General features: G+C 32.9%; 11 protein-coding genes. All 11 read right to left on the bottom strand.

Translation table 11 applies throughout. The features are described from left to right. Positions 1 to 89 precede the first annotated feature (89 nt). Positions 90 to 1,541: a RagB/SusD family nutrient uptake outer membrane protein gene (locus EV195_RS15870; protein ID WP_132795959.1), complete on the bottom strand. Its 1,452-nt coding sequence runs from the start codon at positions 1,539 to 1,541 to the stop codon at positions 90 to 92. Positions 1,542 to 1,552: 11 nt separating this feature from the next. Further along, positions 1,553 to 4,735, bottom strand: coding sequence for a SusC/RagA family TonB-linked outer membrane protein (locus EV195_RS15865; RefSeq protein WP_132795958.1), 3,183 nt, complete (start codon positions 4,733 to 4,735; stop codon positions 1,553 to 1,555). A gap of 114 nt (positions 4,736 to 4,849) precedes the next feature. Next, positions 4,850 to 5,941 (bottom strand): energy transducer TonB, encoded by a 1,092-nt coding sequence (locus tag EV195_RS15860; protein WP_132795957.1) that lies wholly within the window; start codon positions 5,939 to 5,941, stop codon positions 4,850 to 4,852. A gap of 304 nt (positions 5,942 to 6,245) precedes the next feature. Next, entirely contained in the window at positions 6,246 to 7,514 is a 1,269-nt protein-coding gene (ilvA, locus tag EV195_RS15855) for a threonine ammonia-lyase IlvA (protein WP_132795956.1), read from the bottom strand. Positions 7,515 to 7,517: 3 nt separating this feature from the next. Beyond that, positions 7,518 to 9,020: a ketol-acid reductoisomerase gene (ilvC, locus tag EV195_RS15850; protein ID WP_132795955.1), complete on the bottom strand. Its 1,503-nt coding sequence runs from the start codon at positions 9,018 to 9,020 to the stop codon at positions 7,518 to 7,520. 13 nt (positions 9,021 to 9,033) lie between these two features. After that, the gene (locus EV195_RS15845; protein ID WP_132795954.1) at positions 9,034 to 9,855 is read right to left on the bottom strand and encodes a class I SAM-dependent methyltransferase; all 822 of its coding nucleotides are present in this window, start codon (positions 9,853 to 9,855) and stop codon (positions 9,034 to 9,036) included. A 4-nt stretch (positions 9,856 to 9,859) separates the two neighbouring features. Continuing rightward, entirely contained in the window at positions 9,860 to 10,381 is a 522-nt protein-coding gene (gene ilvN / locus EV195_RS15840; protein WP_132795953.1) for an acetolactate synthase small subunit, read from the bottom strand. A gap of 5 nt (positions 10,382 to 10,386) precedes the next feature. Beyond that, the gene (gene ilvB, locus EV195_RS15835) at positions 10,387 to 12,120 is read right to left on the bottom strand and encodes a biosynthetic-type acetolactate synthase large subunit (RefSeq protein ID WP_132795952.1); all 1,734 of its coding nucleotides are present in this window, start codon (positions 12,118 to 12,120) and stop codon (positions 10,387 to 10,389) included. Between the two features lie 12 nt (positions 12,121 to 12,132). Beyond that, entirely contained in the window at positions 12,133 to 13,809 is a 1,677-nt protein-coding gene (gene ilvD / locus EV195_RS15830) for a dihydroxy-acid dehydratase (RefSeq protein WP_132795951.1), read from the bottom strand. Between the two features lies 1 nt (position 13,810). Further along, complete coding sequence (locus tag EV195_RS15825; protein ID WP_132795950.1) at positions 13,811 to 14,698, bottom strand: branched-chain amino acid transaminase; 888 nt, start codon at positions 14,696 to 14,698, stop codon at positions 13,811 to 13,813. A 477-nt stretch (positions 14,699 to 15,175) separates the two neighbouring features. Then, positions 15,176 to 16,639 (bottom strand): glutamate synthase subunit beta, encoded by a 1,464-nt coding sequence (locus EV195_RS15820; protein WP_132795949.1) that lies wholly within the window; start codon positions 16,637 to 16,639, stop codon positions 15,176 to 15,178. Between the last annotated feature and the right edge of the window lies 1 nt (position 16,640).

Here is a 16,640-nt window from a genome sequence, read left to right as displayed (position 1 = left end):
GATAAATCGCGCTCATCTTCAGTACACGAACCAAAAATGATTAATACTAGTAATATCTTGACTATTTTCTTCATAATCCTTATTATTTTTTAATACCCCGGGTTTTGTGACCATCTATTACCTGATAACTCTATTTCTATCCTTGGTAATGGAAATAACTCATTCTTATTTGGTGTAAATCCAGGAATTGAAGATGTTTGACCTGTACGAACTTGATCGAAAAAACGATGCCCTTCACCAGCTAACTCTAATCTTCTTTCTTGTAAAATATTATTTAATGTGGCTGGTATACGATTGCTCGTATTACCAAATGCTCTGTCACGAATCATATCTAAGTAGTTTTGAGCTAAACCAGCACTTCCGCCTTGAACATGAGCTTCAGCGGCCATTAACAACACATCCGCATAACGAATAGCTCTATAATTATTACTATGAGTTAAACGTTGATCCAATGCGTTTCCTTCAGCATAAGGAATATATTTAAAGTTAAAATATCCATTATGATCATGGCCTTCGCTAAAGGTTACATCAGGTCGAGTTGCAACGAAATCATTAATATTAAAATAAGTCGCATCTCTTCTTAAATCTCCAGTTTCAAAAGCATTTACAATAGCTAACGAAGGAATATTAAAACTAAAACCATCTGCATAAGGAGTATAATTTCCTGTTCTAAATCTTGGTCCCATAAAACCAACAGCTATATTTCCCTCTACACATTGAAAGCAATCGAAGCTTGCACCTTCTTGTCCAAAATATTGAACCTCAAAAACAGATTCTGAGTTGTTCTCATTTTGATTTGAAAAAATGCTCGAGAAATTTGAAACTAAACTATATTGACCTGAATTAATGACTTGATCTAACGTTTGGGATGCTTCTGTAAATTTATTCTGGTATAAATATATTTTTCCTAATAACGCTAAAGCAGCACCTTTGGTTGCTCTTCCTTCTTGCCCTTGCTGCCATGGCAAAACATTTGCGGCATCTTCTAAATCTCTTTCTAACTGTGCATAAATCACCGCTGTGGTTGACTTATCTATACTTTGGGTTTCTTCAATGGTAATTCGCTTATCCAAATACATTGGAACACTTCCAAAGAATTTTACCAATTCAAAATAATAATAAGACCTTAAAAATTTAGTTTCCGCTATTACCTGCTCTTTTCTTGCAAATGGTGTTTTGTCTTTGAACTCCATGATATAGTTTGCACGACTTATTCCTGCATACATCCATTGAAAAATGTTTCGTAATGCACCATTATCTGGATTATGTGTCATGTCATCAATCTGTTGCCAATCTAATACATCGGTAGGATTCTCGCCTCCACACAAACTATTGTCCGAAGCTATCTCACCTAAAATCTGATTTAAATAGGTAGTTGATAATAAATCATATACACCTATTAAAGCATTTTCATAATCTTCTGCTGTATTGAAATAGTTCTCTGTATTTTCTTGTCCGTTTGGCAAAACCTCTAAATAATTATCACAACTAATAGTGATTGTAAATAGTAGTATTGCTATTATTTGTATACTTTTTTTCATCTTTCTATTAATTAAAATGATACTTTAACTCCTGTGATAAACATTCTTGCCTGTGGATATTGTCCTAAATCTACTCCAGCTCCTATAGCACTAGCATTGGAAATATCTGGATCATAACCTCGATACTTTGTAAACGTGTAAAGATTATTTACAGAAAAGTATAGTCGAAGAAAATCAATTCCTTTGATGTCTTGCGTATTTAAAGTGTAACCCAATTGAACATTTTGAATTCTTAAAAACGAACCGTCTTCAACATAAAAAGACGAGAACAATTGATTGTTAGCTGCATTTGTTGAAGCTCTTGGAACTTCATTGGAAGTTCCTGGACCTTTCCATCTACCATTATATAACGACAACTTATTACTATAAGTTAAAAAACGCTCGTAACTTCTAACAATTTCATTACCTATTGAAGCATAAAATGAAGCACCAAAATCGAAATTATGAACCTTTAAATTAAAACCTCCTCCCATGGTAAAATCTGGAATTGGACTTCCTAAAACAGTTAAATCGTTTTCACTACCAAACTCAATATAACCATTACCATCAACATCTACATATTTTAAATCTCCTGGAGCAGCTCCAGGCTGATATTCGTCTAAAGTACCATCGCCATCTCTATCAACAGCCAATGCATCAATCTCCGCTTGTGTTTGAAAAATTCCATCCGTTTGTAATCCGTAAAAAACACCTATTGGTAATCCGTTTTGCATTCTAGACGGTTGCTGATTCAAACTAAATAATCCCCCAGGAATAAATCCTGCTGCATTATTAACATCAATTACTTCATTGTCAATTGTGGTAAGATTGTAGTTTACAGCCAAAGAAACATCATCAGAAAAATAATGCGTATAGTTAATTCCAAATTCAATACCCTTATTTTCAATAATTCCTGCATTTACAAAAGGGGCTCCACTTCCAGGTGCTCCGACACCCAACAAAGCAGAAATTTCAGGAACTACTAATAAATTATCGGTACGTTTTTTATAATAATCGAATGTGAAATTTAAATTATTGTCGTAGAATCCTAAATCAAAACCAATATTTGTTTGTGTAGTTGTTTCCCATTGTAAATCTGGATTTGATAAAATTCCAACTGCATTACCAAAAGACAAAACATCACCGAAAGGATAGGTAGCATCTCCATTAATTCCTTGTAAGAAACCTAACCATCTGTAAGAACCTATTTTATCATTTCCTACTTGTCCCCAACTTCCTCTTATCTTAAAATTTGTAATTCCGGTTTCGCCCAAAAAATCTTCATTATGAAGTACCCAACCTGCTGAAAAGGAAGGTAAATACGCCACTCGATTATTAGGTCCAAAACGAGTTGAAGCATCACGACGTAAAATAGCAGAAAATAAATATTTTTCATTGTAATCGTATTGCAGTCTTCCGAAAACAGATGTGTAACGTTCTTCAACCGAAAAAGAATCAGAATTTATAGTTTCCCTGATATCATTAGTTCCGTTATCATCATCATCTATAATAAAAGACTGAGTATTAAATAGGAAAGCGTTATTCCAAGAATCATTACCCGTTAAAAATCCAGCACCAAATATTCCTTGACTTTGTTCTTTAGTAAGAGAGAAACCAAGTGTTGTTTGAAAATTATGAGACTCTCCTAGGGTAAAATTGTAATTGATAAAATTTTCTGTAATAAAAGTAAAATAGCTTTGTGTATTCTCATTTACTCTGCTAAAAACATCTCTGTCTCCGTCTCCGTTTCTATCCAAATCAAATTGCCCCGTAGAAGAATCTAATCGAACAGTATTTACAACTTTATTTTCTCCATAATACTGCAATGGAAAATAAGCTCTAGAATTTACATTAGAATAATTAAAACTATTTCTAGAAGTCACTTCAAAATTCTTTAGAATGTTGTAGATAAATTCAATCTTTCCTGTAAACCTATTAACTCTAGTTTCATTGTACGTATTGTTAATAACCGCAAAAGGGTTTACAATTTCATTTCCTTGTTCAATTCCGATATACGAAAATCCTCTGGAAGGACCTGTTCCGTCTGTTCCATCATAAATTGGAGTTAATGGAGAAGCATTGTTTGCGTAATATAAAATAGAACCTCTGCTACCTTCTGGAATAGTTCTTCTAACATTATTAGTGTATAAAACAAGCGTATTTAATTTTAACTTATCTGTAAGATCTAATCCTAAGCTACTTTTTAATGTTGCTCTAGCAAAGTTTGATCTCCCTGGAGCAATAATTCCTTTTTGATCTAATAAGCTTCCACTTACATTAAAATTATATTTTTCACCTCCACCTATAGCTCCAATATGATGAGTAATCATAGGAGTAGCTTCAAATAAAGCATCTTGCCAATCGGTATCTGTACTAATATTTTGTAATTGATATGGAGCAACACCGCCATCTGCAACTACCGTTTCATTTACTAATGCAGCATACTCAACACCTTTTAACAAATCAAGTTTTTTGGTTGTTTCTTGAACAGAAACTGATGTATTATAGGTAAATTTTGTTTTTGTATTCTTTTTACCAGACTTTGTAGTGATTAGTATTACACCGTTTGCTCCACGAACTCCATAAATTGCGGTACTTGCATCTTTAATTACGTCTATTTTTTCAATATCGTTAGGGTCAATAATACTTAAATCGGGTCCAATTTGTATTCCATCTACAAGAACCAAAGGCGAATTATCTCCATTTGTAGTAATCCCTCTGATTCTAATATTATATGCAGAACCTGGTGATCCTGAATTAGCACTTACTTGAACTCCCGCGGTTCTTCCCTGTAAAGCTTGTTCTATACGTTGAGGATTATTACGTTCAATCTCTTCAGGCTTAACAGTACTGTAAGATCCTGAAACAAGTTCTTTTCGTTGTGCCCCATATCCAATAATGATAACTTCATTTAAAAAGCTAGACTCATTATCTATATCTAGTTCAACATCAATTAATGCGCTAGTTACGATTACTACTTTTTTTGTATAACCTGGATAACTAAACTCTAAAATTTTTCCAATTCCGGCGTTAATAACATAGCTTCCATCGAATTCGGTTTCTGCTACTACAGATGTTTCTTTTAGTAAAATAAATGCACCTGGAATCGGTTCTTTTGTTACTGCATCTAACACTTTACCTTTTACCTCAATGTTTTGTGCAAAGGATAGAAATGAAAGACAGAATAGATTAAATAATATAATTATTCGTTTCATATAGAATGGTATAATTGGTTGTAAACTAAATTTTTGGTTTAGGGGTAGGTCTTATGACTCTAAATGGTATCAGAAAAGACACCATTTAGAGAAAAGTTTATTTTAATATGTTTATTAATTCAATGTAAAGTTGATAGGAAAAGAGTATGAAGTATTAACTGATTTACCTTCTATTTCACCTGCTTTAAGATTTGGTAATTTTTCTATAAATCGTATTGTCGCTAATTCAAGAATTTCTGAATTTTCAGGTCCTTTTGCTGTAATATCTACAACATCACCTTTTTTATCGATAATAAAATTTACCACAACTTCGCCTTCAATATTTTTCATTTTTGCTTCTTCAGGATAGGCAAAATAACTTTGAATGTGCTCTATTAAACTCGTATTGAAACAACTTATAGAATCGTCTTTCGATTTTTTACATGAATCAAATTGTGGAATTTTATCTAATGAAGAAAAACTGTAGATAGTTTCTTCTATTTTAGATGTATTTACTTTTTTGATATTTGTTGGTTTTCTACCAGGTATTTTAAAAGTAATTGGCAAACCATACTTAACATCTACAGGACTACCATTATGCTCTCCTGGTTTAAACTTTGGAAGTTCATTTATAATTCTTTTAGCTTCCTTTCCTAACAAATCTCCTTTGTAAGGTGATACAATTTTCAAATCTTTAATACTTCCATCTCTAGCTATAGAAAAATGTGCATATACCTTTCCTTGAATACCTCTGTCATAAGCACTAACAGGATATTTAAGATTTTTTCTAATGTGATTTCTTAAATTAATTTTAAAACAACGATTTTGTTCAAAAATCGGAACTGACTCGCAATTCTTAAAAAGAGGAATTTGATCTACATAGTCGAAAGGTAAAATATCTGGAATCTCTTCCTTTTTTACATCTACAATAGAGTTTACCATATCTACCTTCTTTTTTAATGAAGTTAGCTTATGAGAATAACCATCAGATGCTAATCCTGTTGCTTTATCTCTCTTCCTAACTATTCTTCTTCTAGAAGTAACTTGAACGGTAACTTTTTGTACTTTACTGTCTTCTGACTTTTTCTCAATAGAACATTTGGTAATACTATTAAGATCTAATACTGGGTCGTCTACAGAGTTAGAACAAGTGTTTGACGACTGAGAATTTACATTTGCTATTAAAAATAGAAATAGCAATGCTGAAAACCTTAGTTTTTTATTCATGATTCGGGGGGGTTAAAATGTTTAAATGAAACTAGTTTTTCTTGTGTATTTACAATAAATATTAAGAACGTTGATTTTTTATTACTTGAATGAAAAGTGACAAATAATCTTTACCAAGATACTGATAAACAAAATAATATAAAAGAGAAAAAATGAAAAATGTTAAAATTTATTTCAAAATAATAAATTTTTTCAAGCTTTTATAAAAACAAAAAACCGAGTATTTTACTCGGTTTTTGCTATTTAAATAGCTATATAAATTTGTTAAAAAAATTTACTGAAATTTAAGATATTCATCAGTAATTTAGACTAAAAACTCAAATAAGTTTGGTTTATCATTCAAATATTCACCAAAAAAATTAAGTGATTTCATTCGTTTAATTAACGGATTTAAATCTTCACTATTTTCTAATTCGATACCAACCACTGCTGGTCCATTTTCTCTCGTAGTTTTCTTAGAGTATTCAAAAAATGTAATATCATCATGCTCGCCTAATACATTCATTACAAACTCTTTCAAGGCTCCTGCTCTTTGAGGAAATCTAATAATAAAATAATGCTTCAATCCATTATATAACAGCGCTCTCTCTTTAATTTCAGCAGTTCTTGTAATATCATTATTACTTCCACTTATTACACAAACCACATTTTTACCCTTAATTTCGTCTTTATAGAAATCTAAAGCACTTACTGTTAATGCTCCTGCTGGCTCCACCACAATAGCCTCTTTATTATACATTTCTAGAATTGTTTGACACACTTTACCTTCTGGTACAGTAATCATAGTTTCTAGGTTCTCGGCGCAAATTTTATGAGTCAATTCACCAACCTTTTGAACTGCTGCTCCATCTACAAATTTATCTATTGAAGATAAGGTAACTGCTTTTTGATGTTCTATAGCCAGTTGCATTGAAGGTGCTCCCAAAGGTTCTACTCCAATAATTTTGGTTTTAGGTGAAATATATTTAAAAACAGAGGAAAGTCCAGATGCCAAACCTCCACCCCCTACAGGAACAAAAACATAGTCAATATCACAATTTGCTTGTTCCAAAATTTCTAATCCGACTGTAGCCTGACCTTCAATTACCTTTTCATCATCAAAAGGATGTACAAAAGTTTTATTTTCTAATTCTGCTGTTTTAATGGCTTCATTGTAAGAATCATCAAAAGTATCTCCAATTAATTTTATTGTAACATAAGTACCTCCAAACATTTTTACTTGTTCAACCTTTTGTTTAGGTGTTGGTGCTGGCATGTAAATCAACCCATTAATTTTTTTCTTATTACAAGCTAACGCTACACCTTGCGCATGATTACCAGCACTGGCACATACAATTCCGTTTTTTACTTCTGCTTCTGATAACGAATTAATTTTATTAAAAGCACCACGAATTTTATACGATCGCACTTGCTGTAAATCTTCTCTTTTTAAAAGAATATTTGCATGAAACTTATTAGATAAATTAAAGTTTTGTTGCAAAGGAGTTACAGCCGCAACATCTTTTAATGTTGCGGCTGCTTCCTTAACAGCTTTTAATTCTGGAAAATATATTTTACTTACAACTGATTCCATGGATTATGATAACACTAATTCTTCTGCTACTTTTTCTTCTTTTATGGCTTTCATTGAAGTCATAGCTTCTCTTAATCGCGCTCCTACTTTTTCAATTGGATGATTTCTAATCGATTTATTAACCTTAATCAATTGTGCATTATCTACATGGTTTGAACTTGAAAATTCTTTACCAACGACATCTGTAGTAACCGTTTTCATAAAATCGGTTAATAATGGTTTAGCCGCATGATCAAATAAATAACATCCATATTCTGCAGTATCAGAAATGATTCTATTCATTTCATATAACTTCTTTCTTGCTACTGTATTAGCAATTAAAGGCAATTCGTGTAAGGATTCGTAATATGCTGACTCTTCTATAATTCCTGAAGCAACCATAGTTTCAAAAGCTAATTCTACACCTGACTTTACAAATGCAACTAATAATGTTCCTTTATCAAAATATTCTTGTTCAGAAATTGCCACCTCAGTTGCTTCTGTTTTTTCAAAACCTGTTTCGGCTGTAGCAGCTCTCCAAGTAAGTAAATCTTTATCATCATTTGCCCAATCTGCCATCATTGTAGAAGAAAAATGCCCTGACATAATATCTGACATATGCTTATCAAATAAAGGTTCTAAAATCACTTTTAATTCTTCTGACAATTCATATGCTTTTAACTTTGCTGGATTTGAAAGACGATCCATCATGTTTGTAATTCCGCCATGCTTTAATGCTTCGGTAATGGTTTCCCAACCATATTGTACCAATTTACTTGCAAAATGAGGCTCAATTCCTTCTGCAACCATTTTATCAAAACACAAAATAGAAGCTGTTTGTAATACTCCACAAAGTATGGTTTGTTCTCCCATTAAATCTGACTTTACCTCAGCTACAAAAGAAGATTCCAAAACTCCCGCTCTATGTCCACCTGTTGCATATGCATATGCTTTCGCCTGAGCCAACCCTTTTCCTTCTGGATCGTTAGCAGGATGTACTGCAATTAACGTTGGAACTCCAAATCCTCTTTTGTACTCTTCTCTTACTTCACTTCCCGGACATTTTGGCGCCACCATAATTACCGTTAAATCTTCGCGAACTTGCGTTCCTTCCTCAACAATGTTAAACCCATGAGAATAAGATAAAGTGGCTCCTTTTTTCATTAGTGGCATAACCGCTTTTACTACATTACTATGTTGTTTATCTGGTGTTAGATTACATACTAAATCTGCATTTGGAATTAACTCTTCGTAAGTACCTACAACAAAATTATTTTCTGTTGCGTTTTTATATGATTGGCGTTGCTCTTGGATAGCAGATGCTCTTAGTGCATACGATACATCTAAACCAGAGTCTCTCATATTTAATCCTTGATTTAAACCTTGTGCACCACAACCTACAATTACTACTTTTTTATCTTTTAATGCTTCAATTCCATCAGAAAATTCCTCAGATTCCATAAATCTACATTTTCCTAATTGTGCTATTTTTTCTCTTAATGATAACTGGTTAAAATAATTTCCCATGATTTTGTTTTTATTAATTCTGTTTTTCCAACAGATAAAAATTTTCATTTAAAATATCTGTTGCGTTTGTATTTATTGTATTGTCTAACTCTTTAGAATAATCGAAATAATCCTTATTTTCTATTACTGAATAGGAGGTTCTGTTTTTATAAAAATCATTATTCAGTGTTAAATAATCACCCTTAGTTGTAGTAAGATTTTTACTTAAAAAGAAATTTTGCAGCCTAGCAAAAGCTTTTTTCTTTTGTATAGAATCGTCAAAAGAAACACTTCCAATGAAGTCTCCTTTCTTTTGAATTTTATTAAAAAAATCAAAAATTCTATTCGCTTGACTTTTATTTAAGAAAAAGAGAACTCCTTCTAATAAAATAAATGTGTGCCTCTTACTTTTAAAAGCTTTCAATTCAGATAAAATATATTCTTCATAATCTTTACTGAAATCAGCACCAATGAAATGTATATCTCTAAGAGGTAGTTTACCCTTACTTATCCAATCGGAAATTTTATCTTTTTTATAATCAATAACTTCAGGTTTATCAATTTCTATGTGCTGAATTGATTTGTTTAATAAAAAAGGATACATGCTAAAGCCCGAACCAAAATTAATCACTCTATCAACTTGTTTTTCGTGATATAGTTGACTTATTCTTTCTAAAAAAAATCTGTTCCTAACACAATGTGTTTTAGCTTCTTCTGAAGAAACCTCATTTAAATAAGCATCAACCCAAACTTTGGTTTTCTGATTATTCCATAGTTTAGAAAAAACATCCTTACTTAAGGTTTCATCCATTGCTCTAAACATTGATGTCATAAAAGCTGTTTCATGTACTTTCATAATTTCAATTGCCTTTTAATAATTCAGACACTCTCATTTCATCTCTAGTAATTGCAATTCTTCCTGATCTTATAAACTGTTTGATTCCATATTTATCTAGTAAATGATATAACTCTTCAACTTCTTCTTTTGTTCCGGACTTCTCTAGCACAAAAAAATCTTTATTTATATTGATTACTCTTGATTTACTACTATTAATCACTTTTTGTATTTCGTCATTTTCTGTAAGTAAATCTGTACTTAATTTAAACAAGCAAGATTCTTGATAAATAGTAGCTTCATCTGTGTGATAATAAGCTTTTATCACTTCCACTTGTTTTTCTAGTTGACCGATAATTTTTTTAATTTGATCTTCAGTAACCTGAACTAAAAGTGTAATTCGAGAAACACTTTTTATTTCAGATTTTGAAACATTGACACTCTCTAGGTTGATATGTCTACGTTGAAAAATTGCCGAGATTCTGTTTAAAACTCCGATGTTATTTTCAGTATAAATTGATACTGTGTATGTTTGTTTTTCGTCCATAACTTTTAACTTAATCTAACTTCTGAAACTGATGAACCTGTAGGAATCATAGGGAATACATTGTCTTCTTTCTCTACACATACTTCTAAGAAAAATGCTTCTTCAGACTGCATCATTTCCGAAACTGCACTTGCTAATTCTTCTCTTTTAGTAACTCTTTTAGCTGGAATATGATATCCTTGCGCAATAGTTACAAAATCTGGATTTGTCATTACTGTAGATGCATATCGCTTATCAAAAAACAGTTGTTGCCATTGACGAACCATTCCTAAGAACTCATTGTTTAACACCACTATTTTTACTGCTGCTTTTGTTTGTAAAATGGTTCCTAATTCTTGAATTGTCATTTGATAACCTCCGTCTCCAATTACCGCTACAACTTCTCTTTCTGGAGTACCCATTTTTGCGCCGATAGCAGCAGGCAAAGCAAACCCCATGGTTCCTAGACCTCCAGAAGTAATATTACTTTTTGACTGATTGAAATCTGCATAACGACAAGCGATCATTTGATGTTGACCAACATCTGTTACAACAATAGCTTTTCCTTTAGAAGCATTGTTTATTTCTTTAATAACTTCTCCCATTGTTAATCCTTCTTTCAGTGGATATAAATCTCTTTTTATAACCTTATCAAATTCAACAGCATCATGATTTCTAAATTCTTGTAACCAATCTGTGTGCTCTTTCTCATCTACAAATGGCAGTATCTCTTTCAAACTCTCTTTTACATCACCTAAAACTGGAACATCTGCAAAGACATTTTTATTTACCTCAGCAGGATCTATCTCAAAATGAACAACCTTAGCTTGTTTTGCATAACGACTTAAATCACCTGTAACACGATCATCAAAACGCATTCCTATAGCGATTAATACATCACATTCGTTTGTAAGTTTATTAGGACCGTAATTTCCATGCATTCCTACCAGACCTACATGTAATTTATGCTTTGTTGGTAATGCAGATAAGCCCAAAAGTGTGCTCGCAGAAGGAATTCCTGTTTTTTCGATAAAGGTTTTAAATTCCTCTTCCGCTTTACCAAGAATAACCCCTTGTCCCCAGATAATGAATGGTTTTTTAGCTTCATTAATAAGTTCAGCAGCTTTTTTTACCGCATCCAATTCTAATTTAGGAACTGCTTTATAACTTCTAACTGAAGTACAGGGTTCATATGAAAATTCAAACTTTTCAAACTGAGCATTTTTGGTTATGTCAATTAATACTGGCCCTGGTCTTCCAGAACGAGCAATGTAAAATGCCTTTGCTAATACTTCTGGTATTTCGGAAGCTTTTGTAATCTGATAATTCCATTTTGTTACGGGTGTAGAAATACCTACTATATCTGTTTCTTGAAACGCATCAGTTCCTAATAAATGTTCTGCAACCTGACCAGTGATACAAACCATTGGTGTTGAATCTATTTGAGCATCAGCAATTCCCGTAATTAAATTCGTTGCTCCAGGTCCAGAAGTAGCAATAGCAACTCCAACTTTTCCTGTAGCTCTAGCATAACCTTGTGCAGCATGTGTAGCACCTTGCTCATGACGTGTAAGTACGTGATGTAACTCTTTCTGATACTTATATAATTCATCATAAACAGGCATAATAGCACCGCCCGGATAACCATATAAAATATCGACTCCTTCTGCTAATAAACATTTAATGACTGCTTCAGCACCTGAAATTGTCACATTAGTTTTTACACCTTTAACTGTACTTGTTGTTGTTTTAGTTTCCATGATGTCGTAGTTTTAAAATTCATCGGTTACACATCCATTAGATGCAGATGCTACTGTTTTTGCATATTTATATAACACTCCTCTTTTTACTTTTAACGGTGGAGCTTTCCATTCTTTTTTTCTTTGAGCTAGTTCTTCTTCTGAAACCTCTAGGTTTATTGTGTTGGTTTGTGCATTAATAGAAATAATATCTCCATCTTTTACCAATGCAATTACACCTCCTTCTTGAGCTTCAGGCGTAATATGACCAACGACAAAACCATGAGTTCCACCAGAAAATCGACCATCTGTAATTAATGCTACTTCTTTTCCTAAACCAGCTCCCATTATCGCAGCTGTTGGTTTTAACATTTCCGGCATTCCTGGTCCTCCTTTTGGTCCTTCATAACGGATTACGACAACATCACCTTTTGCTACTTCTCCTTTTTTAATTCCATCATTAGCAGCATATTCACCTTCAAAAACCTTTGCTTTTCCGGAGAAGTACAATCCTTCTTTTCCTGTAATTTTCGCTACAGAACCTTCTTTAGCTAAGTTTCCGTACAACATTCTTAAATGTCCAGTTTCTTTTATTGGGTTATTAATTGGCTTGATAACTTCTTGTCCTTCTGTTAAACTTGGAACATCAGCTAAATTTTCAGCTAAAGTCTTTCCGGTAACTGTTAAGCAATCGCCGTGAACCAAACCTTTTTCTAGAAGATATTTAAGTACAGCCGGTGTTCCTCCAACTTTATGCACATCTTCCATTAAGTATTTTCCACTAGGTTTTAAATCGGCTAAAAATGGCGTTTCATCAGATATACGTTGAAAATCTTCCAGAGTAAACTGTACATCAGCAGCTTTCGCTATCGCTAAGAAATGTAACACTGCATTTGTAGAACCTCCCATTACAGTTACTAAACGAACTGCGTTCTCTAGAGATTTTTTCGTAACAATATCAGAAGGTTTAATATCCTTTTCTAATAATACACGTAATGCCTCTCCTGCTTTTACTGATTCGTTTTCTTTATCATCACTAATAGCTGGATTCGAAGAATTATAAGGTAAACTCATACCTAAAGCTTCTATAGCCGAAGCCATTGTATTTGCAGTATACATACCTCCGCAGGCACCTGCACCCGGACAAGCTTTTTCAATAACACTTTGATATTGTTGTTGCGTAATTGTTCCTGCAACTTTACTTCCCCAGGCTTCAAAAGCAGATACAACATCTAATTTTTGACCTTCATGACATCCGGAAGCGATTGTTCCTCCATACACCAAAACTGAAGGTCTATTTAATCGTAGCATTGCCATTAAAGCACCTGGCATGTTTTTATCGCAACCAACTACAGTAACCAAACCGTCATAAGACATGGCTTGAACTACAGTTTCCATAGAATCTGCAATTACATCTCGAGAAGGTAGCGAATAACGCATACCAGGTGTTCCCATTGAAATTCCGTCTGAAACTCCGATGGTATTAAATATTAATCCAACTAAATTGACATTTTCGGTTCCCTTTTTCACCAATTTTGCCAAATCATTTAAATGCATATTACAAGGATTTCCTTCGTATCCTGTACTTGCAATTCCTACAAATGGCTTTTGTAAATCTTCTTTTGATAACCCAATAGCATGCAACATTGCTTGTGCCGCAGGTTGTGTATCATCTTGTGTTACTTGTTTACTAAACTTATTCAGTTCCATTTTATAATGCGTTTTCTTTAACTCGTTGCCCTAAAACTTCTGCTTGGTATAATTTCATCAATTCAAATCCATGAGTTTCTTCCCATTTCATTGGAAATTCATACTCATCTAAGGATTGTAAACCAACCACTTCTGCAGCCGTACCTGTGAAAAAACAAGCATCTGCTGATTTTAATTCGTCAAGTGTAAAGAACTTCTCCTCTACAGGAATTCCTTCTTCTTGACAGATTTCTATAATTGTTGCTCTTGTAATCCCAGCCATTATATGCCCTCTTGGTGGTGTATATAACTTTCCATCTTTTTGCATAAAAACATTTGCTCCAGAACATTCGGCTACTTTACCATTCATGTCTAATAACAATGCCTCATCATAACCTTCGCTTTTTGCTTCATTAGTAGAAAGAATTGAGTTTACGTAATGACCTGTTACTTTTGCTTCTACAAAACAAGACTTAGGGTTTGGTCTTTGAAATTTTGATGTTTTTACTCTCAACAATTTATCTCCCATGTATTTTCCCCATTCCCAACATTGAATAATTACATTGGTTTCCTCTGAAGTAAGCAAACTCATATTTGCTCCTGTAGTAATTAACGGTCGGATATAAGCATCTTCTAAATTATTTAACTCTAATAATTTGTAAGTGATTTCTGTTAATTCATCCTCGGAATAATTGAGGTTAATATTCATTACTTCAGCTCCAAATTTTAATCTTTTGTAGTGCTCGTGAGACTTAAAAATTCTAGCACCATTATCTGTTTTATAAGATCTAATTCCTTCAAAGACACCATTTCCATAGTGTAAACTTTGGCTATACAAATCTGAAGAAGCTTCTTTAGCTTTTATAAATTTCCCGTTATAAAAAACTACACTTTGATCGTTGAAATACATTGTTAATTAATTAGTTATTCGAATTTATTTTATACTTTTTTTATACAATCTCTCTATTCTTTACATCTATGATTTTTAAGTTTAATTGTAAATTATTAAAAACCTTATTATCAGCTACTTAAATTAAATTACATATGATATTCATTGTAACAAAAAAAGCCTGTATCTAGAGTAGATACAGGCTTCTTTTAGAACAATAACCATCTGTATCAACTCGGTGGTGAGCTAATAATGACAATAATGATAATTACGATGTTCTGAATTAAGTTCATAAGTTTAAACTAAAAAAGGCTTCCTAAAATTTAGGAAGCCTTTTCGATTTTATGTTTTAAAATTTACATATACACTTCCGTTATCCTTGTGAAATAATAATCACAACGACAATAATAGAAATGATATTTAAAATCTGTTTATTCATCTGTTTGCACAAATATTGTTAATTATTTTTGATATATCCTAATCATTTTTTAAAAAATGTTACGCACTTAGCAAATCATTAGCATCTTTTAAAGGTAAACTAGAGCTTCCCATTAGGTAAGCATCAACATGATGTGCTACTTGTCTTCCTTCTGAAATTGCCCAGACAATTAACGACTGACCTCTTCTCATATCTCCCGCTGTAAAAATACCTTGAACATTCGTTTGATAATTATGAATACTGGCTTTAATATTAGAGCGAGCATCTTGAACTATTCCTAATTTTTGAGGTAAGTTTTTTTCAGGGCCTGTAAATCCTAATGCTAAAAACACCAAATCACAAGGCCACGTTTTTTCAGTTCCTTCTTTTTCAATTAACTGTGGGCGTTCTCCTGGAATTAACTTCCATTCTACCTCAACGATTTTTAATGCAACTAATTCACCTTTGTCATTTTTGATAAACTCTTTCGTATTAATCAGCCAATTACGATTACAACCTTCTTCATGAGAAGAACTAGTTTTTAAGTGTAAAGGCCAAAAAGGCCATGGTGTTTTTTCACTTCGAGCTTCAGGTGGTTTTGGCATAATTTCGAAATTTGTAACCGATGCAGCTCCATGCCTATTAGAAGTACCAATACAATCAGATCCTGTATCTCCACCACCAATAACAATAACATTTTTACCTTTTGCGCTAATAATTTCACTTTCTAACTTAGGATTCAACAATGCTTTTGTTTGACGTGTTAAGAAATCCATAGCTTGGTGTATTCCTTTAGCATCTGCACCTGGAATTGGTAAATGCCTTGCTTGAGTTGCGCCACCACAAAGAACAGTTGCGTCAAAATCTTTTAATTCTTCCTCAGAAACATTCACACCAATATTTGCATTTGTTTTGAAAATAATACCTTCCTCTTCCAATATATTGATACGGCGATCAATAATTTCTTTTTCTAATTTGAAATTTGGAATTCCATAACGCAGCAATCCTCCCAATTTATCTTCACGTTCAAAAACAGTAACCAAATGTCCGGCTCTATTTAATTGCTGAGCAGCAGCCAAACCAGCTGGTCCAGAACCTACAACGGCTACCGTTTTTCCTGAACGGTAACTCGGGCGTTTAGCTTTAATCCAGCCTTTTTCAAAACCTTTTTCAACGATATATTTTTCGATATTCTCTATAGCAACGGGTTCATCTATAATTCCTAAAACGCACGCTTTTTCGCAAGGTGCAGGACATAACCTACCTGTAAATTCAGGAAAATTATTGGTAGCATGTAAAATTTCCAATGCTTTTCTCCATTCACCTTTATGAACCATATCATTAAAATCTGGAATGAAATTTCCTAATGGACAACCACTATGACAAAAAGGAATACCACAATCCATACATCGAGAACCTTGCTTTTGTTGCTCTTCTTCAGATAATGGACTTGTAAATTCTTTGAAATTCTGAACTCTATCTTCTACAGCATTATTATACTCTTGCTTTCTTTCGTATTTTTTAAATCCGCCTAATTCTCCCATA

The sequence above is a fragment of the Tenacibaculum skagerrakense genome, from assembly GCF_004345825.1.
In the GTDB taxonomy this organism is placed as follows: domain Bacteria; phylum Bacteroidota; class Bacteroidia; order Flavobacteriales; family Flavobacteriaceae; genus Polaribacter; species Polaribacter skagerrakensis.
Note: the sequence above shows the minus strand (reverse complement) of the source record. Positions and strands in the feature narration are given on the sequence as shown.

Excerpts from the sequence above, each read along its gene's own strand:
- EV195_RS15845 (WP_132795954.1), bottom strand. The coding sequence starts at position 9,855 with ATGAAAGTACATGAAACAGCTTTTATGACATCAATGTTTAGAGCAATG.
- EV195_RS15870 (WP_132795959.1), bottom strand. The coding sequence starts at position 1,541 with ATGAAAAAAAGTATACAAATAATAGCAATACTACTATTTACAATCACT.
- ilvN (WP_132795953.1), bottom strand. The coding sequence starts at position 10,381 with ATGGACGAAAAACAAACATACACAGTATCAATTTATACTGAAAATAAC.
- EV195_RS15820 (WP_132795949.1), bottom strand. The coding sequence starts at position 16,639 with ATGGGAGAATTAGGCGGATTTAAAAAATACGAAAGAAAGCAAGAGTAT.
- ilvB (WP_132795952.1), bottom strand. The coding sequence starts at position 12,120 with ATGGAAACTAAAACAACAACAAGTACAGTTAAAGGTGTAAAAACTAAT.
- EV195_RS15860 (WP_132795957.1), bottom strand. The coding sequence starts at position 5,941 with ATGAATAAAAAACTAAGGTTTTCAGCATTGCTATTTCTATTTTTAATA.
- ilvD (WP_132795951.1), bottom strand. The coding sequence starts at position 13,809 with ATGGAACTGAATAAGTTTAGTAAACAAGTAACACAAGATGATACACAA.
- EV195_RS15825 (WP_132795950.1), bottom strand. The coding sequence starts at position 14,698 with ATGTATTTCAACGATCAAAGTGTAGTTTTTTATAACGGGAAATTTATA.
- ilvA (WP_132795956.1), bottom strand. The coding sequence starts at position 7,514 with ATGGAATCAGTTGTAAGTAAAATATATTTTCCAGAATTAAAAGCTGTT.
- EV195_RS15865 (WP_132795958.1), bottom strand. The coding sequence starts at position 4,735 with ATGAAACGAATAATTATATTATTTAATCTATTCTGTCTTTCATTTCTA.
- ilvC (WP_132795955.1), bottom strand. The coding sequence starts at position 9,020 with ATGGGAAATTATTTTAACCAGTTATCATTAAGAGAAAAAATAGCACAA.